The organism is Rhizobium sp. P2_G9 (genome assembly GCF_056403475.1).
On the sequence record NZ_JBFUFK010000028.1, the window covers coordinates 14,987 to 34,813 of the forward strand.

The following is a 19,827-nucleotide window of genomic DNA, read 5'->3' on the forward strand; positions in this document are numbered from 1 at the left end:
GATTTCTGTTGCAACTTTCGCAGTTGGGCGCATTATGAAAACAACCAGGCGGGAGGGGACCATGGCGAATTCAGCAGACGTGCGTGCATTGACTGAGGAATTCTTTACGATCCGCAATACGGACGACCCTGTCGAGCATATAGTGAAGCGGTTCCAGCCGGATGGTTGCTTCCAGATCCTCGGCCCGACCCGGCTCGGTGCTTTTACGCAGAGATTCGAGGGCCACGACGCGGTTCGGGTGGCGGCCACCGCGCTCGTCGGGGACTGGGATCTTTCGGGCCTGGCCAATGTCATCTACACGGATGGCGACACGACGCTGACCCATCGCAAAGGGAAGGTGCGCTTCAATCCCACCAACCATGAATTCGAAACGGAATTCATCGACAAGATGACCTTCCGCGATGGCAAGATCGTCGAATATGTCCAATTCCTTGACACGCTGGGCATAGCCGAGGCTGTCGGCATGGTGCGCCTCGCTGAGGAATAGGGGGCACTGGGTTATCACTCGCCAGTGACACGAGCGGGGCCTGCGTAGTCGAGACGCCTTCGGTCGAAAGTCGCAGACATCGCGCGATCATCGATCACTCCGACAACTGGATAATTTTGGCCGTGGCCTTCCGGACGAAAGTGCAACGCGAAAAAACAAAATGGGAGGGGATATCAATGGCAGATTCAGCAGACGTGCGTGCGCTTGCCGAAGGATTCTTTGTCGTCCGCAACGGAGACGATCCGGCCGTTGCCACCGAGGGGGTAATGGACCGATTTGCCTCCAATGCCCGGTTTCAGATCATCGGCACCGAACGTCTCGGCGGCTTTACTCGCAAATATGAGGGCGCCGAGGCGCTTCGGCCGGCTGTGACGGCATTCGTCGCGGACTGGGATCTTTCGAACCTGGTCAAGGTCAGCACACATACCGATGGTGACACGGTCTTCATCCATTGGAAGGGAAAGGTGCGTTTCATCCCGACCGGTCGAGAGTTCGAGACGGAATTCATGGACAAGATGACATTCCGCGACGGCAAGATCATCGACTATCGGCAATTCGTCGACACGCTGGGTTTCGCGGAAACCTATGACATGGTGCGTCTCGCCGAGGAATAACGGAAACGATCATCCGGGAGAAGCAAATGACAGATTCAGCAGACCTGCATCGATTGACAGAGGAATTCTATGCGCTGCGCAATGCCGACGACCCTGTCCAGGACATGCTGGACCGGTTCGCACCTGACGGTTGCTTCCAGATCCTCGGTCCCGACCGGCTTGGCCCCTTCACGCAGCGATGGGAGGGCCTGGATGCGCTTCGTGCGGCCGCCACCCAACTCGTCGGCACCTGGGATCTTTCAGGCATGTTCAATGTCGGCAAATATGCCGACGGCGACACGATCGTTACCCACAGGAAGGGAAAGGTGCGTTTTATCCCGACCGGCCATGAGTTCGAAACGGAATTCATGGACAAAATTATCTTTCGCGACGGCAAGATCGTCGACCATGTGCAATTCGTCGATACGCTTGCTATAGCCGAGGCCGCCGGCTTGGTGCGCCTCGCGCAGGAGTAAGCCCCGGCCCTTATGAGAGCTGCCACTTCACTCCGCTTCCATGAAGCGATAGCCGATGCCCGGCTCCGTCACGATGAACACCGGATTGGCCGCATCGCGTTCGATCTTGGCCCGCAACTGGCCGATGAAAACACGCAGATATTGCAGATCCTCCGCATGCGCCGGACCCCAGACGGAGGTGAGCAGAGTCTTGTGCGTCACCACCTTGCCGGAATGCAGCGCCAGCAGTTCCAACAGATCATGCTCCTTCGGCGTCAGCTTCACCGGCTCGCCGTCGCGCTCGATCCGGCGGCGGACGAAATCGATCATCAGGCCGCCGGTCTCGATCTTCTCCGTGCCCGCTTCTTGCCGCACGCGGTGGCGTAGCGCGGTGCGGATGCGGGCGGTGAGTTCGCCGATGCCGAACGGCTTTTCGATATAGTCGTCGGCGCCGAGGTCCAGCGCTGCGATCTTCTCCGCCTCGCGGTCGCGGGCCGAGAGGATGATGATCGGGATTTCCGACCAGCCGCGCACCCGCGCGATCACCTCCTTGCCGTCCATATCAGGCAGGCCGAGATCGAGGATCATGAGGTCGGGTGCTGCGGTCGCCACTTTCTGGATCGCCTGGGCACCGTTCTCGGCCTCGATCACGTCATAGTCGGCAGCGGTCAGCGCCGGCTTCAGGAAACGCAGGATCTGCGGTTCGTCATCGACGATCAGGATTCGGTGTCCGCTCAACGGTCTGTTCTCCAGTCTCGGGCGCGTCCGGCACCGGGAAGCGCATCATGAAGCGCGTGCCCCGCTTCTTCACGGCAGGGCTTTCCGCCTTGATCGTGCCACTCATCGCTTCCACGAAACCACGGGCAATGGCAAGCCCCAGCCCAGTGCCGGCACTGCGGCCGTCGGCCTTGCCGCCGCGGCGGTAGAATTTCTCGAAGATTCGTTCAAGCTCTGCAGGCGGAATGCCGCGTCCCATATCGGTGACCGACACCGTGACGGACTTGCTATCCTTGCGCGCATAGAGCGCCACCGGCTCGTCGCCGCCATATTTGATCGCATTGTCGATCAGGTTGAACAGGACCTGGCCGAGCAGCACGCTGTCGCCGCGGATGAGCGGCAGGTTCGTGGCTATGCTGACATCGATATCATGGCCGGGAAAATATTTCTTCGCCCGCTCGACGCTGCCGCGGATCACGTCGGTGACGTCGACCCAGTCGCGCTTCGGGTTGACGGTGCCGGATTCGATCCGGGTCATGTCGAGCAGGTTGGCAACGAAGCGCGACAGCCTAGCGCCTTCCTCCTCGATCGATTGCAGGAGGTCGTCACGGCTCTCGGCATTCATCTTGTCGCCCAGCTGTCGCAGGCTGGTGACAGCCCCGGTAATGGTGGCGAGCGGCGTCTTGAGGTCGTGCGAGATGGAGGAGAGCAGGGCGGAGCGAAAGCGGTCGCCCTCCAGCTTGGCGTTCTGCGCCGAGGCCTCGCGCGACAGCCGCGCGCGGTCGATGGCGATCGCCGACTGGTCGGTCATCGCAGCCCAGATGCGCTCCTCGTTGCTGTCGAGCGCCCGGCCGTCGAAGCCGAAACCGCAGACTCCCATCACCCCGTGCGGGCTCATCAGCGGCCGGAATTGATGGGCGCTGTTGGGCAGCGTGCCCGTGCCGGGCCCCGGCGGCGTTGAGCAACGCCTGCAGTTGCGACACGGTGGCCCAGATCACATCGTCGGCCTTGGCCGTGCCGGAGAGCTTTGAGGAAAAGCCGTAGAGCGCTTCGGTCATGCGGGCGCGCTCGCTGGCGAGCTGCGCCTGATCACGGGTGCGCGAGGCGATGCCGCCCGCGGTCAACGCGGCGACGATGAAGATCACGAAGGCGAAAACCTCGTGCGGCTGCGCAATGCTCAGCGTGCCAATCGGTGCAATAAAGGCAAAGTTGTAGGTCAGCGCTGAAAGCAGGGCGGTGATGAAAGCGGCGCGATAACCCTCTCGGATTGCGCCCACCAGCACCGCCAGCAGATAGAGCAGCGATACATTCGGCAGCGGAACAATGGCGTTGAAGGACAGTCCAAGCGCCGTCGCCACGGCGACGGAAAGAACAGCCGTGACGATGTCGCGCGGTAGCGCCTGCCAGCGCCAGTCGCTCGGGTCGAGCCGGCGCCGCGTCGTTCCATTTTCGCCGGTCACATAGTGGATGCCAAAGCCTTCGGAATTGTGCAAAAGCGCTTGCGGCAGCGATTGCCGGAACAGGCGTGACAGTGGATCGCGGCGCGGCGCGCCGATGACGATCTGCGTCGCATGCTCCTTGCGCGCGAGCTTGAGGATTTCCACGACATAGTCATTGCCGGCGACGCGCCTGGTTTCCGCGCCCAGCCGCTCGGCCAGCAGGAAAATTTCGTCGAGCCGCCGCAATGCCTCGCTGTCGCCGGAGCGGTCGGTGCGCTCGACGGAGACGACCAGCCACGGCGCGTTGAGGCCGGAGGCAAGGCGGCTTGCCGTGCGCACTACCTTCTCCGCCAGCGCATCGGGGCCGACACAGACGACCAGCCGCTCGGCAGACTGCCATGGCCCCTCGATAGCATTCTGCCGGAGATAATCGACCATCTGGTCGTCGACACGGTCGGCGGTACGGCGGAGCGCCAATTCGCGCAAGGCCGTGAGATTGCCGACGCGGAAAAACTTGTCCGTCGCCCGCTTGGCATTGTCAGGCAGGTAGATCTTGCCCTCGTCCAGCCGGGTGATGAGCTCGGCCGGCGTCAGGTCGATCAGCACGACTTCGTCGGCCTTCTGCAGCACGATATCCGGAATGATCTCGCGCACGGTGACGCCGGTAATGTCGGCGACGATGTCTGACAGGCTTTCGAGATGCTGGATGTTGAGCGCGGTCCAAACATTGATGCCGGCCCGCAGCAATTCCGCAACGTCCTGGTAGCGCTTGGGATGCCGGCTGCCCTCGACATTCGAATGCGCCAGTTCGTCGACGACGATGATCTTCGGCTTGCGCGCCAGCGCCGCGTCGATGTCGAATTCCTCGACGATGCCGTTGCCGTATGGCACCTGCCGACGCGGCAGGATATCGAGGCCGGTGACCAGTTCGGCGGTCTCTCGCCGGCCGTGAGTCTCGACGAGGCCGATGACGATATCAGCGCCATCGGCCTTGAGTCTTTTTGCCCGCGCCAGCATGGCATAGGTCTTGCCGACACCGGGTGCGGCGCCGAGGAAGATCGTTAGCTTGCCGCGACCGTCCCCGCTCGCCAGCGCGAGCAGGGCATCGGGATCGGGCCGGTTCGGATCGCGGTCGCTGTCTGCCATGCCTATGTTCTAATCCTACGACTTGAGGGAATCGAGGGCCATGTTGAGCTCGAGCACGTTGACGCGCGGCTCGCCGATAATGCCAAGCAGCCGGCCGTCGGTGTGGTCCTCGACTAGCGTCTTGACGGCGTCGGGCGAGAGATTGCGGGCCTTCGCGACCCGCTCCACCTGCGCCAGCGCGAAGGCCGGCGAGATGTGCGGGTCGAGACCCGAGCCCGACGATGTGGCTGCATCGGCGGGGATCGGACCTGACATGCCCGACTTGTGCAGATTGTCGATCGCCGCCTTGACAGCCTGTTTCAGCTTGTCGGAGGTGGGGCCGAGATTGGTACCCGTCGAAGCGCTCGCGTCGTACGGCGCGTTACTGGTCGCGGAGGGTCGCGGCCAGAAGTATTTGTCCTTCGTGAAGTTCTGGCCGATCAGCGTCGAGCCGATGATCGTCTTGTCCTTCATGATCAGGCTGCCTCCCGCAAGATCATGCAGCGCCGTCTTGGCGATGCCGGTGATGGCGAGCGGATAGGCGATGCCGGTGAGGACGGTGAAGAGGACGAGCATGGAGACGCCCGTGCGAAGATGGTTGAGCATGGTTACACCAAATGAATCGCGTTGACGACGAGGTCGATCGCCTTGATGCCCACGAAGGGCAGGAGGATGCCGCCAAGGCCGTAGACGATGAGGTTGCGGCGCAGAAGCGCGTTGGCGCCGACGGCGCGGTACGCCACGCCCTTGAGCGCCAGCGGGATCAGCGCGATGATGATCAGCGCGTTGAAGATGACTGCGGAAAGGATCGCCGACTGCGATGAGTGCAACCCCATGACGTTGAGCGCGCCGAGCGACGGATAGGTCACCAGGAACAGCGCCGGGATGATGGCGAAATATTTCGCCACGTCGTTGGCAATCGAGAAGGTCGTCAGCGAGCCGCGGGTCATGAGCAGCTGCTTGCCGATCTCGACGATCTCGATCAGCTTGGTCGGCGAGGAGTCGAGGTCGACCATGTTGGCGGCCTCGCGGGCGGCCTGGGTGCCGGTCTGCATGGCGACGCCGACATCGGCCTGCGCCAGCGCGGGGGCGTCGTTGGTGCCGTCGCCGCACATGGCGACCAGCTTGCCGCCGGTCTGCTCGCGGCGGATATAGGCGAGCTTGTCTTCCGGCTTGGCCTGGGCGAGGAAATCGTCGACGCCGGCTTCCGAAGCGATCGCCGCCGCCGTCACCGGGTTGTCGCCGGTGACCATGACGGTACGGATGCCCATCGAACGCAGCGCGGCGAAGCGCTCCTTGATGCCTGGTTTGACCACGTCCTTGAGGTGGATGACGCCGAGCAGCCGGTTGCCTTCGGCGACCGCGAGGGGCGTGCCGCCGGTGCGCGCGACCTTGTCGACTGATTGACGGAAGATATCCGGCGTGTCTGCTTGCTTGAGGCCGGTAAAGGCCAACACCGCATCGACCGCGCCCTTGCGATAGGTGCGCTGCATTGTATCGACGCCGGAAATGCGGGTTTCGGCAGCGAAGGGAATGACAGCGTCGATCGCGCTGGCCGGCTCGGGAACGGCGAACTCGCCCTTGGCCAGCCCGATGATCGAGCGGCCCTCGGGCGTATCGTCGCCCTGGCTGGCAAGCATGGCCGCTTCGGCAAGCTCACGCGCCGTGACACCCGGCACAGGCAGGAAATCGGTCGCCATGCGGTTGCCGAAGGTGATCGTGCCGGTCTTGTCGAGCAGCAGTGTGTCGACGTCGCCGGCAGCTTCCACCGCGCGGCCGGAGGTGGCAATGACATTGAAGCGGACGAGGCGATCCATGCCGGCGATACCGATGGCCGAGAGCAGGCCGCCGATGGTCGTCGGGATCAGCGTGACCAGCAGCGCCGAGAGCACCGTGACCGACAGGATGGTGCCGGAATAGAGCGCCAGGCCGGCGAGAGTCACCACGGTGATCAGGAAGACCAGCGTCAGGCCTGAGAGCAGTGTCGAAAGCGCGATTTCGTTCGGCGTCTTCTGGCGCTTGGCGCCTTCGATCAGCGCAATCATGCGGTCGACGAAGGAATTGCCCGGCGCCACGGTGATCTTGATCTTGATGACGTCGGAGAGCACTTCCGTGCCGCCGGTGACGGCCGAACGGTCGCCGCCGGCCTCGCGGATCACGGGGGCGGATTCGCCGGTGATGGCGCTTTCATTGACGGTGGCGATGCCCTCGATGACTTCGCCGTCGCCGGGGATCAGTTCGCCCGCCTTGACGCGGATGATGTCGCCAATCCTCAGCGAGGTCGCAGCGACCTTCTCGACCTGGCCGTTGGGCAGCAGCCGGTTGGCGCTGAGGTCGGATTTGGTCTTGCGCAGGCTGTCGGCCTGCGCCTTGCCGCGGCCTTCCGCCACGGCTTCGGCGAAGGTGGCGAACAGCACCGTGAACCAGAGCCAGGCGGCAATCTGGCCCGAGAAGCCGGCATTCTTGATATTAAAGGCGAGGTCACGGAGGAAGAACAGCGTGACCACGGCGGCGACGACTTCGGTGACGAAGATCACCGGATTCTTCAGCAGCAGCCTGGGATCGAGCTTCACGAAGGCATCGCGAAAGGCCGGCCCGAGGATCTTGGCGTCGAACAGGGAGGTTGGTTTTTGTTTGCTCATGATCAAAACTTTCAGAAGGCCCCGTTTGTTAAAAGGTTTGGCCGGCCAGCATCGAGAAATGCTCGACGATCGGGCCAAGTGCCAGAGCCGGGAAGAATTGCAGGCCGCCCATGATCAGGATGACGCCGATCAGAAGGCCGACGAACAGCGGTGTATGGGTCGGGAAGGTACCGGCGGACGGGGCGACACGGATCTTGGCGGCGACTGAGCCGGCGATCGCCATCACGGGAACCGCGTAGCCGAAGCGGCCGAGCAGCATGCCGAAACCGAGCGTCGTGTTGTACCACGGCGTGTTGGCGCTAAGACCACCGAAGGCCGAGCCATTGTTGCCGGCTGCCGATGTGTAGGCGTAGAGGATTTCCGACAGGCCGTGCGGGCCGGCGGTACCGATCGAGGAGACGGCGAAGGGCAGGATGGCCGAGACCGCGGCAAAGCCGAGGATGGCCGCCGGCAGGATGAGGATGGCGAGCACGCCGAACTTCATCTCGCGGCTTTCGATCTTTTTGCCCAAGAGTTCCGGCGTGCGGCCAACCATCAGGCCGGCAACGAACACCGACAGGATGGCATAGACGATCATGCCGTAGAGGCCCGAGCCGACACCGCCCGGCAGCATTTCGCCGAGATGGATCAGGAACATCGGGATCATGCCGCCGAGACCGGTGAACGAGCCGAGCATGCCATTGACGCCGCCATCGGAAATGGCGGTGGTCACGGCGCTATAGGCGGCGGTCATCGCCTGGCCGAAGCGGACTTCCTTGCCTTCCATGTTGCCGAGCGTAGGGTCGAGGCCAAGAGCGGTGTGGATCGGGTTACCGGTGCTTTCCGCCCAATAGATGATGCCGGTGCCGATGATCAGAAAGAAGCCGCAGGCCGCGACGAAGGCCCAGCCCTGCCGGCGATCACCGACCATCTGGCCGAACGTGTAGAGCAGCGCCGCGGTGATCGACAGCATGCTGATGATGTTGAGATAGTCCGCCAGCGCCGACGGATTCTCGAACGGGTGCGCGGCATTGACGTTGAGGAAGCCGCCGCCGWTGGTGCCGAGCTGCTTGATGGCTTCCTGGCTGGCGATTGGGCCGAGCGCGATCGTCTGCTTGGCGCCTTCGAGCGTGGTCGCCGTTGCCGACGCGTCAAGCGTCTGCGGCAGGCCCATGGCGACGAAAACCAGTGCCACGACAATCGATAGCGGCAGCAGCACGTAGAGCGTCGAACGGGTCATGTCGACCCAGAAATTGCCGATCGTCTTGGCGCCGGAGCGGGCAAAAGCCCGGGTGACGCCGAGCGCGAGCGCAATGCCGGTGGCGGCCGAGAGGAAATTCTGCACGGTGAGCCCGGCCATCTGGCTGAAATTGCTCATCGTCGTTTCACCGCCATAGGACTGCCAGTTGGTGTTGCTGACGAAACTGACGGCGGTGTTGAAGGCAAGATCCGGTGACACGGCGCCAAAGCCCTGCGGATTCAGCGGCAGGATGCCCTGCAGGCGCAGGATGGCATAGAGCAGCGCGAAGCCGAGTGCGTTGAACACCAGCATCGACATGGTGAACGACAGCCAGCCCTGCTCTTTCTTCGGATCAACGCCGGAGATTGCATAGAAGCCGGCTTCGACCGGCCGCAAGATTGGCGAGAGAAAATTGCGCTCGCCCTCGAACACGCGGGCCATATAGAGGCCGAGTGGCTTGATCAGCGCCAGCGTGATCAGGAAGAGAAGGCCGATTTGCAGCCATCCGTTGAAGGTCATGGAAAATACTCCGGATGGCGGGGTCAGAACCGCTCGGGATGAACGAGGGTGACCACCAGATAGGCGCCGAGCGCCAGCGCGACGGCAAGGCCGAAGATGGCTTCAAACATGCTTCACCTCACAACCGTTCGAGAAGCCGTGCATAAACGGCAAAAATGCCGAAGGCGGCGACGCCCACGGCCAGGAAAACCAGGTCCAACATCTCTAACTCCTGAGGATAATTTGGAGCCCGCACTTTGCCTCTCTTCCGGATCAAATCTCGATCGGGAAGGTGGGTTGGCTGCGTAAGGAATTGATAAGGGCGCGGGGTGCCCGGCGGAGCCGGTGGCGGACAGAAGCCCGTCGACATCTCTTGCGCACGAAATTCGAGATAAGGGTCAACGGAGCGGAGAGCCGCTCCGACAGCGTGTCATACGCAGCGACCTTGCGTCACGACAGCTGGTGCATGACGTTACGTGAACGGGACCATGCCCGCCTCAGATATCATGTTTGCGGATATTGTGCAGGATCCGATGGAGCACATCGATGAAGGCCTTATAGTCCTCTTCCTCGATGCCGTGGAACATCTTGACGAGCGAGTCGTACATGGTCGGCCAGATCTTCTCGAAGGCGGCGCGGCCGGCCTCGGTGATGGTGACGTCGCGCACGCGCATGTCGTCGGCGCGCGGCTGGCGGCGGATATAGCCCTGTTCCTCCAGCGAATCCAATGTCCGGCTCATTGTCGATTGTTCGGTGACGGCAAACACGGAGAGCTCGTTGATCGTCACCGACGGCGTGATGGCGAGGATGGCGAGTGCCCGCATCTTCGCCGTGGTCATCTCCTGGGATTTGATCTCATCGGCAAGGTTGGCGTTCCAGCGCGCCATGATCCGGTTCATGAGGTAGGGCGCGAACTGGTTCAGCCCGATCTCCCCCATAGTCGGGCGTTTGGCCTCGGCGCCATCGAGATCTCGGAGCACTGTGCCTGAAAACCGTTCCGTCATGAAGTTTTTCCGATTATTTCAACGATGAGGCGAGCAGGAAGCCTGAGCCGCCGCCAAGGCCGGGGCCGGGATGGGTCGAGGCGCCGATATGGTAAAGGCCCGGTACATGGGTCTTGTGGTTGACCGATGATTTGAACGGCCGGAAGAGGAAGAACTGATCGACGCCGCAATAGCCGCCATAGGGATCGCCGCCGACAAGGTTCATGTTCATCTTTTCGAGATCGCCGGGCGAATAGGCCTTTCGCGCCATGATATTTTCCGACCAGCCGTCGATATGGCTTTCAAGAATGCGCTCGACCCGGTCGGCAAACCGTTCGCGCAGTTCCTCGGTCCATTGGCCATCGGCCGGGATCGGCAGTTCGGCGGCGGCATCGCCCTTGATATAGCGCGGCGCTTCCGGCAGTTGCAGCCAGAGGATAGAGCGGCCTTCCGGCACGCGGCTCGGGTCGAACGAGGCCGGCTGGCCGACGCAGATGGTCGGCACGGCCGGCAACAGGCCGCGCTCGCATTCATTGGCGGCGCGCGACACGCCGTCGAGGCCGGGCGTAAGATGCAGGAGAGCCACCTTGCCGAGCTCGTCGCCGCCCTTCCAGCGCGGCGGCGACTTCAGCGCATAGTGGATCTGCATATTGCCCTTGCCGTAACGATAGTTCTTCAGGCTTTCGGCAATCTCCTGCGGCAGCTTGGCGGAGGTTTCGCGCAGCAGCCGGCCATAGAGCTGGGTTGGCGTCACCGAGGCGATGACGCCCTGGTTCGCCTGCATCACTTCGCCGCTCGCCAGCCTGACACCGCTCACCTTGCCGCCGGGGCCATCGAGAATCCGGTCGACATCGGCGCCCGTGCGAATCGTGCCGCCATTGTCGGTGATCAGTTTTTCGAAGGCAGCGAGCAGGGTCCGCGCGCCGCCCTTGGCGACCGGGCAGCCGGCCAATTCGATGGCAAAGCCGATCACCTTGGCCATTTCCGCCGAATAGGCGCTTTCCGGTCCGAGGCCGCAATGCAGGACCCAGGGCGCCCAGAGCGCGCGGACCAGATCCGACTGATAATTGCTTTCGAGATGAGCCCGCGCGGTGACCAGCGCCTCGCCAAACCAGGCGGCGAGGCCGCGCAGCCCGCGCTTCCAGGCCTCCTTGGCGATGGTCTTGGCAATATTGCCGGACCAGAGTGAGCCGCCGAGCAGCGAGAATAGGAAGGGCGCATCGGCGCCGAGCCTGTCCATGTCGCGCGAAAAGGCGTAGCCATCGCCGGCCGCCAGATTCTCGAAGGCAGCGACATTGCGCGCCCGGTCCTTGGAGAAGATGAGATGCGAGCCATCCGGCCTGAGAACACCGGTCGGAAGATCGGCGTGGGCGAATTCCAGGCCCCGCGCTTCCAGATCCTTGCCGAGTGCGCCATAGGCAGGCGAGGTCAGGAACAGCACCATGGTGGTCGCCATGACGTCGTGCTTGAAGCCCGGCTCGGTGATCTCCTCCGTCCGGAGGCAGCCGCCGATGCGATCACTGCGCTCCAGAACCAGCACCTTCTTGCCCTTCTTACCGAGCAGGCTGGCTGCGACCAGGGCATTGATGCCGCTTCCGACGATGATGTAGTCATAAGTGGACATGGCGGATCACCGGACTGATGCAAAACTGGTGCAAAATCCCTTCGCCCCGTGACAACGGGGAGAAGACAGACATTCTCGCCTAGACGGCAGAACTACGCGTCCGGCGTTAAGACCCCGCCCCAAACCCCTCCCCACAAGGGGGAGGGGCTTAACCCGGCCGCACCCTCGGAGCCCCAATCGAGGCAAGGAGCGAGCCGCGAGTCTTCTCCCTCCTTGTGGGGGAGATGGCCGGCAGGCCAGAGAGGGTCTTTATCCCATATGCGATTGCCCGGCCGTGAACGGGAGTGGGGACCTTCTCTCGATCTTAGTTCGCCACCAGCGCCAGCGCGCGGATCGGCGAGCCTGTGCCCTTGACGAACTTCAGCGGTGCGGCGATCAGGATCGCGCCCTTGGCCGGCAGCTGGTCGAGATGGCAGAGGCTGGCAAGGCCGTAGCGGCCGGCCTTGTGCATCAGGTTATGCGCCGGGAAGGGCGGGTTCATGCCGCCCGCAGAACCGGCATCGGTGCCGATGGTTTCCTGGCCCCAGCCCATGATCTTCTTGGAGACGAGATATTCGATCGCTTCCGCCGTCGGTCCGGGTGAATGCGGGCCGTTCTCGTCAGCATTGAGGAAGGTTTCGGTCGAGCCGTTGCGCTTGTACCAGTCGGTGCGCATCACCACCCAGCTATTGGCTTCGATCTCGCCATGCTCGGCTTCCCATTCCTTGATGCTGTCGACGGTCAGGAGATAGTCGGGATTGGCGGCCGATTCCTTGGAACGGTCGATGACGTTGAGCGGGCCGACGAAGGACTGCGGCGGAATGGTGTCGGTGGTGTTGTTGGCCAGGTCCTTGCCGGTGATCCAGTGGCATGGGGCGTCGAAATGGGTGCCGGTATGTTCGCCGAGTTCCAGCCAGTTCCAGGCCCAGAACGGGCCATTCTGGTCATAGTGCGAGATTTCGTGCACCTTGACCTTCGGCGTGTTCTGGCCGAACTGCGGAGGCAGGTAGAGGACCGGTGTTTCCGGACCGAGCGGTGCGGTCAGGTCGACGACCCTCACGGAACCGGAAAGAAGTGCGGCTGCGACGTCGGCAAGTGCTTTGGCTGTCATGGTTCTGTTCCCTGGTTGCGAGGGTCTCTCAGCGGCCCAACCGGTCGCCGTCTCCGCCCCTGTAGAGGCAACGCTAAGCCAGGAAATATGAAATTGCAAGCATCTGGCGGCGCGGGGAAATGCCGTCCAACGCCTCAAGGGATTTCAGTATTATGTTGATATAAAACATCATTTCAAAAATTGACGTAACGTAATCCCAAAAACCTTTATACTTAAAATATTTGTGACTTGCGACGGTCCGGCGAAGATGTATGCATATGCGGAAAACAATCGACGGCCTGCAGCAGGAGAGGACGATGAACTACGACGCGGTGGTGATCGGTGCTGGACACAATGGGCTGGCTGCGGCCGTCGAACTGGCCAACAAGGGTTGGTCGGTCGCCGTCGTAGAGGCGAAGGACGAGCCGGGCGGGGCGGTCAAGACCCGCGAGGTGACGCTGCCCGGCTTCCGCCACGACCTCTGCGCCATGAACCTCTCCATGTTCGCCGGCTCTGCCTTCTTCAACGCCAACAAGGATGCGCTGTTCGCCAATGGCCTCGGCATCGTGCCGGCGGCCGATTGTTTTGCCAGCGTTTTTCGCGATCACACCTGGCTCGGCGTCAGCACCGATCTGGAAAAGACCGCCAGCCGCATCGCAGCACTTTCTGCCAGGGACGCTCAGGCCTGGCGCGACCTGCTCGCTACCTTCGGTGCCGATGCGCCGCACATCTTCGGCCTGCTCGGCTCGCCGATGCCATCCTTCGCCGCCGCCAAAGTCGCCTGGAAAGCCTGGCGCGAAAAGGGCACGGGCTGGATGTACGACACATTGAAGCTGCTGCTGGCTTCGCCGCGCGATTTCCTCGACGCCCGTTTCGAAAGCCCTAAACTCAAGGCGATGATGGCGGCGTGGGGCATGCATCTCGACTTTCCGCCGGATGTCGCCGGTGGCGCTCTCTTCCCCTATCTCGAATCTATGGCCAACCAGGCGTTCGGCATGGTGATCGGCCAGGGCGGCGCCGACACTATTATAAAGTCTATGGTCGGCGTGCTGAAATCCAAGGGCGGCGAACTCCTGCTCGGCACGTCGGTCGACCAGATCGAACTGGGCAATGGTGCCGCAACCGGTGTCCGCCTCTCTGACGGCCGCGTGCTCGCGGCCAGGCGCGCTGTGATCTCCAACGCCCATCCGCAGATCGTCTTCGGCAACCTGCTCGCCAAGGATTCGTCTCGCGCAGCATTCGACGCCAAGATCGAAAAGTTCCGGGCCGGGCCGGGTACGCTGATGGTGCATCTGGCCCTCGACAGCCTGCCGGACTGGCGCGCCGGCGAAGAGTTGAAAAAGTTCGCCTATGTCCATGTCGCGCCCGATATGGAGATGATGACGCGGGCCTATGCCGAAGCGGCAGCCGGACTGCTGCCGGTTGAACCGGTGCTCGTCGTCGGCCAGCCGAGCGTGCTCGATGCGTCGCGCGCGCCGGATGGCAAGCATGTGCTCTGGATCCAGACCCGCGTGCTTCCGGCCGAGATCAAGGGTGACGCCAAGGGTGAGATCGGTGCTCGGGATTGGGATCAGGTCAAGGAAGCCTATGCCGATCGCGTCCTCGACATTCTCGAAACCTATGCGCCCGGCCTGCGTGGAAAAATCCTCGGCCGCTCAGTCTTCTCGCCAATAGACCTCGAACGGGAGAATCCGAATCTGATCGGCGGCGACAATCTGTCCGGCAGCCATCATCTCGACCAGAATTTCCTCTTCCGTCCCGTCGCCGGCTATTCACGTTACAGGACGCCGGTGAAAAACCTCTATCTTTGCGGCGCCTCGACCTGGCCGGGCGCCGGAACCGGTGCAGGCTCGGGCTTCATGCTTGCCAAGTTGTTGGCAAAGTGACGGGCGTGCCAGCTAACATTTGACATCTAAAATATTGACGCGCATAGAGCGGGAGACACTATACCCAATCCGGGCCGGGATATGGCAGACAGCGATACCGTCGACATCGAGATCATCGTTCAGGACACGCAGGAGGGCAAGAAGCCCGAACTCAGGCTCTGGCTGCGCATGCTCTCGACCACCAAGCTGATCAGCCAGGAAGTCCGCCGTCGCCTGCGCAGCGAATTCGGCGCCACGCTGCCGCAATTCGACCTGCTCGCCCAGCTCGACCGCGAGAAGAACGGCCTGCGTCTCGGCGAGCTGTCCAAGCGCACCATGGTCACCAACGGCAATGTCACGGGCCTTGTCGAGCGCCTCGAAGGAGATGGCCTGATCGTCCGCGAAACCCCTGACGGCGACCGCCGTGTCACAGTCGCCAAGCTGACCGCCAAAGGCGAGAAATTCTTCGCCGAAATGGCCGCCGCMCATGAAGGATGGCTGCGCGACATGATGGCCGATGTCGATCCCGCGGCGATCAAGGTGCTGCTTGACGACATGCATCTGGTGAAGGCTTCGGTGAACAATCACCTCTCCGGCTCGGACGACGACTGAACGGCTGCAGAAACGCCGAGGCAGCCCTGCGCAAAAGGCAAGGCGCTGGTCGAACGAAATCCGACATCCATCGTCTACTTTGAAAAAATCGGATAGATCGGTCAATCCCTGCAAATTCAATCGTTTCGCAGCGGCTTTGTGACGCTTTTGTCAAATCATGCGACAATGCAGCGAAAATAGATTCCGACACTTGCTTATCCGGTATAGCTGCGCTAACCACGATTGCGTTGCAACAAATTCGGCTCTGCCGGGCCGCACGATCGCTGATCGCAGTCTCGTGTAGCGTGGCGGGCGAGGTTGGATTGAAATGACTGCTCTCCTCGGCTCCTATATGCCAATCGCCATCTTCATTGGCATCGCTCTCGTCATCGGTCTTGCTCTTCTGGTCGCTCCTTTCATCGTTGCCTTCAAAGCGCCCGATTCGGAAAAGCTGTCGGCCTTTGAATGCGGCTTCAATGCCTTCGACGATGCGCGCATGAAGTTTGACATCCGCTTCTACCTGGTTTCGATCCTGTTCATCATCTTCGACCTGGAAGTGGCCTTCCTGTTTCCCTGGGCCGTGTCCTTCCATGCGATCGACTGGTTCGGTTTCTGGTCGATGATGGTTTTCCTCGCCGTGCTGACCATCGGCTTTATTTATGAATGGAAGAAGGGAGCACTCGAATGGGAGTGACATCCTCGACGCTCGTCGCCGAAGAGCCGAAGGGGATCATCGATCCCGCGACCGGCAAGCCGGTTGGCGCCAATGATGCTTTCTTCGGCGAAATCAACAATGAACTCGCCGACAAGGGTTTTATCACCACCACGACCTCCGCCCTGATCACCTGGGCGCGCACGGGTTCGCTGATGTGGATGCAGTTCGGCCTCGCCTGCTGCGCTGTTGAAGGCCTGATGCAGGTCTCCGGCCCGCGCTACGACATGGAGCGCTTCGGTGTCGCGCCGCGCGCCTCGCCGCGCCAGTCAGACGTGATGATCGTCGCGGGCACGCTGACCAACAAGATGGCCCCGGCGCTGCGCAAGGTCTACGACCAGATGCCCGAGCCGCGTTACGTCATTTCGATGGGCTCCTGCGCCAATGGCGGCGGTTATTACCACTATTCCTATTCGGTGGTGCGTGGCTGCGATCGCGTCGTGCCTGTCGACATCTACGTGCCRGGCTGTCCTCCCACGGCAGAGGCGCTGCTCTATGGCGTGCTCCTGCTGCAGAAGAAAATCCGCCGCACCGGCACGATCGAGCGCTGAGGGGAGACGGGACCATGGCCACTCTGGACGAGCTTTCCGTCTATCTCCGCGAAGCCCGCGGTCCGCTGATTGCCGACGCGGTTCTCGCCTATGGCGAACTGACGCTGACGGTTGCGCCTGAAAACTATATCGAACTGCTGACCTTCCTTCGGGATGACGAGCGCTGCCAGTTCATCAGCTTCATCGACCTCTGCGGCGCCGACTATCCGTCGCGCGAAAAGCGCTTCGATGTGGTGGTACACTTGCTGTCGCCCAAGCATAACATTCGTGTTCGCGTGAAGGCGCAGGTCGGCGAAGACGAGACGATCACCTCGGCGACCGGTCTCTATCTCGGCGCCGAATGGTTCGAACGCGAAGCCTACGATATGTACGGCATCCTGTTCGCCGGCCACTCGGATCTTCGCCGCATCCTGACCGACTACGGCTTCGAAGGCTTCCCGCTGCGTAAGGACTTCCCGACAACGGGTTATGTCGAAGTCCGCTACGACGACACCGTCAAGCGCGTCGTGTATGAGCCGGTTCAGCTCCGCCAGGAATTCCGCAATTTCGACTTTTTGTCGCCTTGGGAGGGAACAGACTATGTCCTGCCAGGTGACGAGAAGAAGAGCCAGTAAGGCCTGCTGAGTCTCTATCGCTTATTCGCCTCCATTCTGGAGCATGAAATATGACTGAACATAACGTCCGGAATTTTACCATCAACTTTGGACCGGAGCATCCGTCTGCGCACGGTGTGCTTCGTCTTGTGCTGGAGCTTGATGGTGAAATCGTAGAACGCGTCGACCCGCACATTGGTCTCTTGCATCGCGGCACTGAAAAGCTGATCGAGACCAAGACGTATCTGCAGGCCGTGCCTTATTTCGATCGCCTCGATTACGTCGCCCCGATGAATCAGGAGCATGCTTTCGCGCTCGCTGCGGAAAAGCTGCTCGGCCTCGAAGTTCCGATCCGCGGCCAGCTGATCCGCGTGCTCTACTCCGAAATTGGCCGCATCCTGTCGCACATCATGAACGTCACGACGCAGGCCATGGACGTCGGCGCCATGACGCCGCCGGTCTGGGGTTTCGAAGAGCGCGAAAAGCTGATGGTGTTCTACGAGCGCGCCTGCGGCGCCCGCATGCACTCCGCTTATTTCCGTCCGGGCGGCATCCATCAGGACATTCCGCCGGAATTGGTCGAGGATATCGGCAAGTGGTGCGACAAGTTCGACGCCATTCTCGATGACATCGAAGGCTTGTTGACCGACAACCGCATCTACAAGCAGCGCAACGTCGATATCGGCGTCGTCACGCTCGCCGACGCCTGGGCTTGGGGCTTTTCGGGTGTCATGGTCCGCGGTTCGGGGGCTGCCTGGGACCTGCGCCGGGCGCAGCCCTACGAATGCTATTCCGAGCTCGATTTCGACATCGCCGTCGGCAAGAACGGCGACTGCTATGACCGTTACCTGATCCGCATGTTCGAAATGCGCCAGGCCAACCGGATCATGAAGCAGTGCGTCAACCGCCTGCTCGGCAAGGAGAAATATGGCCCGGTGTCGTCGCTCGACGGCAAGGTCGTGCCGCCGAAGCGTGGCGAGATGAAGCGCTCGATGGAAGCGCTGATCCACCACTTCAAGCTCTATACCGAAGGCTACCACGTGCCGGCCGGCGAGGTTTATGCCGCGGTCGAGGCGCCCAAGGGCGAGTTCGGCGTCTATCTGGTCGCCGACGGCAGCAACAAGCCTTATCGCTGCAAGATTCGCGCTCCGGGTTACGCGCATCTGCAGGCGATGGACTTCCTTTGCAAAGGCCACCAGCTCGCCGACGTCACCGCCGTGCTCGGCTCGCTCGATATCGTTTTCGGTGAGGTCGACCGGTGATGATCAAGGTCGCGCTCGCAGCTTCCGCCATTCTGCTCGCCACTGTCGCATTCGCGCAAGAGGACGAGCAGAAGCCGGCCAAGAGCAGCGACGGCTCCACGATCGGACAACTGATTGCGCAGGGATACGAGATCAAGGCGGCCGTGCCGAACGGCAAGCGCTTCGTCGTTTTCCTGCAGCAGGATTCAACAGGATACGCATGCGAAATGACGGGCCTCAGCACGTCGCAATGCGGAAAGATCAATTGATAGGACGATAACGAGAATGTCCGTACGTCGATTAGCCGAAGAGAATGTCCAGCCGCCGAGCTTCGCTTTCACGAGCGACAATGCGACCTGGGCGCAGGCGACGATTGCGAAATATCCGGAAGGTCGGCAGCAGTCCGCCGTCATCCCGTTGCTCATGCGTGCGCAGGAGCAGGACGGCTGGGTGACCAAGGCGGCGATCGAATCGGTCGCGGATATGCTCAGCATGGCCTATATCCGCGTCCTCGAAGTCGCGACCTTCTATACCCAGTTCCAACTGGCGCCGGTCGGCTCGCGCGCTCATATCCAGGTCTGCGGCACGACGCCGTGCATGCTGCGTGGTTCCGAGGACTTGATGGCCGTTTGCCGGTCGAAGATTCATCCCGAGCCGCATCATCTCAATGCCGATGGCACGCTTTCCTGGGAAGAGGTCGAATGTCTTGGGGCCTGCGTCAACGCCCCGATGATCATGGTTGCCAAGGACACCTATGAGGACCTGACGCCGCGGCAGCTCGAATATATCATCGAGCGCTTCGAGGCCGGCAAGGCCGGCGACGTCAAGCCGGGCACGCAGATCGACCGTTTCTATTCCGCTCCCTTCGGCGGCATGACCTCGCTCACCGCTCCGGACGAGCGCCGTCCGCTGCAGCCGGCGCTGACCGGCGAAGAACCGCCGAAGCCCGCGGCGGAAGCCGTCGCGGTCCCGCCGTCCAATGCGGCCCAGCCGAAGACGGCTGCTGTCGAGACAGCGCCCGCGGTGAAGTCGCCGGCCGACGACAAGAGTGCCACGCCTAGTGGCGCACCGGTCAAGGAATCCACGGCTGCCGAAAACGCCGCCGATGCTGGCAAGGCCGCGGCCAAGCCGTCGCTGGACGATCCGAACCGCCCGACTGGCATCGAAAAGCCGGCAACGCCGGATGACTTGCAGCTGATCTCGGGCGTCGGCCCTAAGATCGAAGGTACGCTGCACGATCTCGGCATCTTCACTTATGCGCAGGTTGCTGCCTGGAATGCCGAGCAGCGTGCCTGGGTCGACAGCTACCTGAACTTCCGCGGCCGCATCGATCGCGACGAATGGGTCAAGCAAGCCGACGCCTTGGCGCGCGGCGGCGAAGAAGAATATGTTCGGGTTTTCGGCAAGAAGCCCCGGTAAGGAC

Annotated in this window: 19 protein-coding genes and 1 pseudogene; 11 read left to right on the forward strand and 9 right to left on the reverse strand. The window is 62.0% G+C overall.

Features of this window, described 5'->3' with window-relative positions:
- The first annotated feature begins 61 nt into the window (after nucleotides 1-61).
- The 3 genes from AC1DYF_RS22280 (at nucleotide 62) to AC1DYF_RS22290 (ending at nucleotide 1,556) form a co-directional block, all read left to right on the forward strand.
- A complete protein-coding gene (locus AC1DYF_RS22280) occupies nucleotides 62-487 on the forward strand; it encodes a nuclear transport factor 2 family protein (protein WP_477878958.1) in 426 nt (141 codons plus the stop codon).
- 176 nt (nucleotides 488-663) lie between these two features.
- Entirely contained in the window at nucleotides 664-1,101 is a 438-nt protein-coding gene (locus tag AC1DYF_RS22285) for a nuclear transport factor 2 family protein (RefSeq protein ID WP_477878959.1), read from the forward strand.
- 26 nt (nucleotides 1,102-1,127) lie between these two features.
- The gene (locus AC1DYF_RS22290) at nucleotides 1,128-1,556 is read left to right on the forward strand and encodes a nuclear transport factor 2 family protein (protein WP_477878960.1); all 429 of its coding nucleotides are present in this window, start codon (nucleotides 1,128-1,130) and stop codon (nucleotides 1,554-1,556) included.
- A gap of 27 nt (nucleotides 1,557-1,583) precedes the next feature.
- On the opposite strand, the gene AC1DYF_RS22295 is transcribed toward AC1DYF_RS22290, so the two are convergent.
- The 9 genes and pseudogenes from AC1DYF_RS22295 to AC1DYF_RS22335 all read right to left on the reverse strand — a co-directional run bounded on the left by AC1DYF_RS22295 (nucleotide 1,584) and on the right by AC1DYF_RS22335 (nucleotide 12,872).
- Complete coding sequence (locus AC1DYF_RS22295) at nucleotides 1,584-2,273, reverse strand: response regulator (RefSeq protein ID WP_477878961.1); 690 nt, start codon at nucleotides 2,271-2,273, stop codon at nucleotides 1,584-1,586.
- Nucleotides 2,242-4,837: pseudogene (locus AC1DYF_RS22300) on the reverse strand (ATP-binding protein). Before AC1DYF_RS22300 ends, AC1DYF_RS22295 begins: the two are co-directional and overlap by 32 nt.
- Nucleotides 4,838-4,852: 15 nt before the next feature.
- Nucleotides 4,853-5,422, reverse strand: coding sequence for a potassium-transporting ATPase subunit KdpC (gene kdpC / locus AC1DYF_RS22305; protein WP_477878962.1), 570 nt, complete (start codon nucleotides 5,420-5,422; stop codon nucleotides 4,853-4,855).
- A 2-nt stretch (nucleotides 5,423-5,424) separates the two neighbouring features.
- Nucleotides 5,425-7,458: a potassium-transporting ATPase subunit KdpB gene (gene kdpB / locus AC1DYF_RS22310; protein WP_477878963.1), complete on the reverse strand. Its 2,034-nt coding sequence runs from the start codon at nucleotides 7,456-7,458 to the stop codon at nucleotides 5,425-5,427.
- A gap of 28 nt (nucleotides 7,459-7,486) precedes the next feature.
- Nucleotides 7,487-9,196: a potassium-transporting ATPase subunit KdpA gene (kdpA, locus tag AC1DYF_RS22315; protein WP_477878964.1), complete on the reverse strand. Its 1,710-nt coding sequence runs from the start codon at nucleotides 9,194-9,196 to the stop codon at nucleotides 7,487-7,489.
- A 23-nt stretch (nucleotides 9,197-9,219) separates the two neighbouring features.
- Nucleotides 9,220-9,306: a K(+)-transporting ATPase subunit F gene (kdpF, locus tag AC1DYF_RS22320; protein ID WP_477679591.1), complete on the reverse strand. Its 87-nt coding sequence runs from the start codon at nucleotides 9,304-9,306 to the stop codon at nucleotides 9,220-9,222.
- 366 nt (nucleotides 9,307-9,672) lie between these two features.
- Complete coding sequence (locus AC1DYF_RS22325) at nucleotides 9,673-10,179, reverse strand: MarR family winged helix-turn-helix transcriptional regulator (protein WP_477878965.1); 507 nt, start codon at nucleotides 10,177-10,179, stop codon at nucleotides 9,673-9,675.
- Nucleotides 10,180-10,192: 13 nt separating this feature from the next.
- A complete protein-coding gene (locus AC1DYF_RS22330; protein WP_477878966.1) occupies nucleotides 10,193-11,782 on the reverse strand; it encodes a phytoene desaturase family protein in 1,590 nt (529 codons plus the stop codon).
- A 304-nt stretch (nucleotides 11,783-12,086) separates the two neighbouring features.
- Nucleotides 12,087-12,872 (reverse strand): cyclase family protein, encoded by a 786-nt coding sequence (locus tag AC1DYF_RS22335; protein WP_477878967.1) that lies wholly within the window; start codon nucleotides 12,870-12,872, stop codon nucleotides 12,087-12,089.
- Between the two features lie 257 nt (nucleotides 12,873-13,129).
- Between AC1DYF_RS22335 and AC1DYF_RS22340 the strand changes: the two genes are divergently transcribed.
- The 8 genes from AC1DYF_RS22340 to AC1DYF_RS22375 all read left to right on the forward strand — a co-directional run bounded on the left by AC1DYF_RS22340 (nucleotide 13,130) and on the right by AC1DYF_RS22375 (nucleotide 19,823).
- Entirely contained in the window at nucleotides 13,130-14,737 is a 1,608-nt protein-coding gene (locus AC1DYF_RS22340) for a phytoene desaturase family protein (RefSeq protein ID WP_477878968.1), read from the forward strand.
- 81 nt (nucleotides 14,738-14,818) lie between these two features.
- A complete protein-coding gene (locus AC1DYF_RS22345) occupies nucleotides 14,819-15,328 on the forward strand; it encodes a MarR family winged helix-turn-helix transcriptional regulator (protein ID WP_477878969.1) in 510 nt (169 codons plus the stop codon).
- A 307-nt stretch (nucleotides 15,329-15,635) separates the two neighbouring features.
- Nucleotides 15,636-16,001 carry an NADH-quinone oxidoreductase subunit A gene (locus AC1DYF_RS22350; protein WP_477878970.1) on the forward strand — a complete coding sequence of 122 codons (366 nt, stop codon included), beginning with the start codon at nucleotides 15,636-15,638 and terminating at the stop codon, nucleotides 15,999-16,001.
- The gene (locus AC1DYF_RS22355; RefSeq protein WP_477878971.1) at nucleotides 15,992-16,570 is read left to right on the forward strand and encodes a NuoB/complex I 20 kDa subunit family protein; all 579 of its coding nucleotides are present in this window, start codon (nucleotides 15,992-15,994) and stop codon (nucleotides 16,568-16,570) included. The genes AC1DYF_RS22350 and AC1DYF_RS22355 overlap by 10 nt, the downstream gene beginning before the upstream one ends.
- A gap of 14 nt (nucleotides 16,571-16,584) precedes the next feature.
- Entirely contained in the window at nucleotides 16,585-17,184 is a 600-nt protein-coding gene (locus tag AC1DYF_RS22360) for an NADH-quinone oxidoreductase subunit C (RefSeq protein ID WP_477878972.1), read from the forward strand.
- A 50-nt stretch (nucleotides 17,185-17,234) separates the two neighbouring features.
- Nucleotides 17,235-18,425 carry an NADH-quinone oxidoreductase subunit D gene (locus AC1DYF_RS22365; protein ID WP_477878973.1) on the forward strand — a complete coding sequence of 397 codons (1,191 nt, stop codon included), beginning with the start codon at nucleotides 17,235-17,237 and terminating at the stop codon, nucleotides 18,423-18,425.
- A complete protein-coding gene (locus AC1DYF_RS22370; RefSeq protein ID WP_477879057.1) occupies nucleotides 18,425-18,673 on the forward strand; it encodes a hypothetical protein in 249 nt (82 codons plus the stop codon). The genes AC1DYF_RS22365 and AC1DYF_RS22370 overlap by 1 nt, the downstream gene beginning before the upstream one ends.
- Nucleotides 18,674-18,689: 16 nt before the next feature.
- Nucleotides 18,690-19,823, forward strand: coding sequence for an NADH-quinone oxidoreductase subunit E (locus AC1DYF_RS22375; protein ID WP_477878974.1), 1,134 nt, complete (start codon nucleotides 18,690-18,692; stop codon nucleotides 19,821-19,823).
- Nucleotides 19,824-19,827 lie beyond the last annotated feature (4 nt).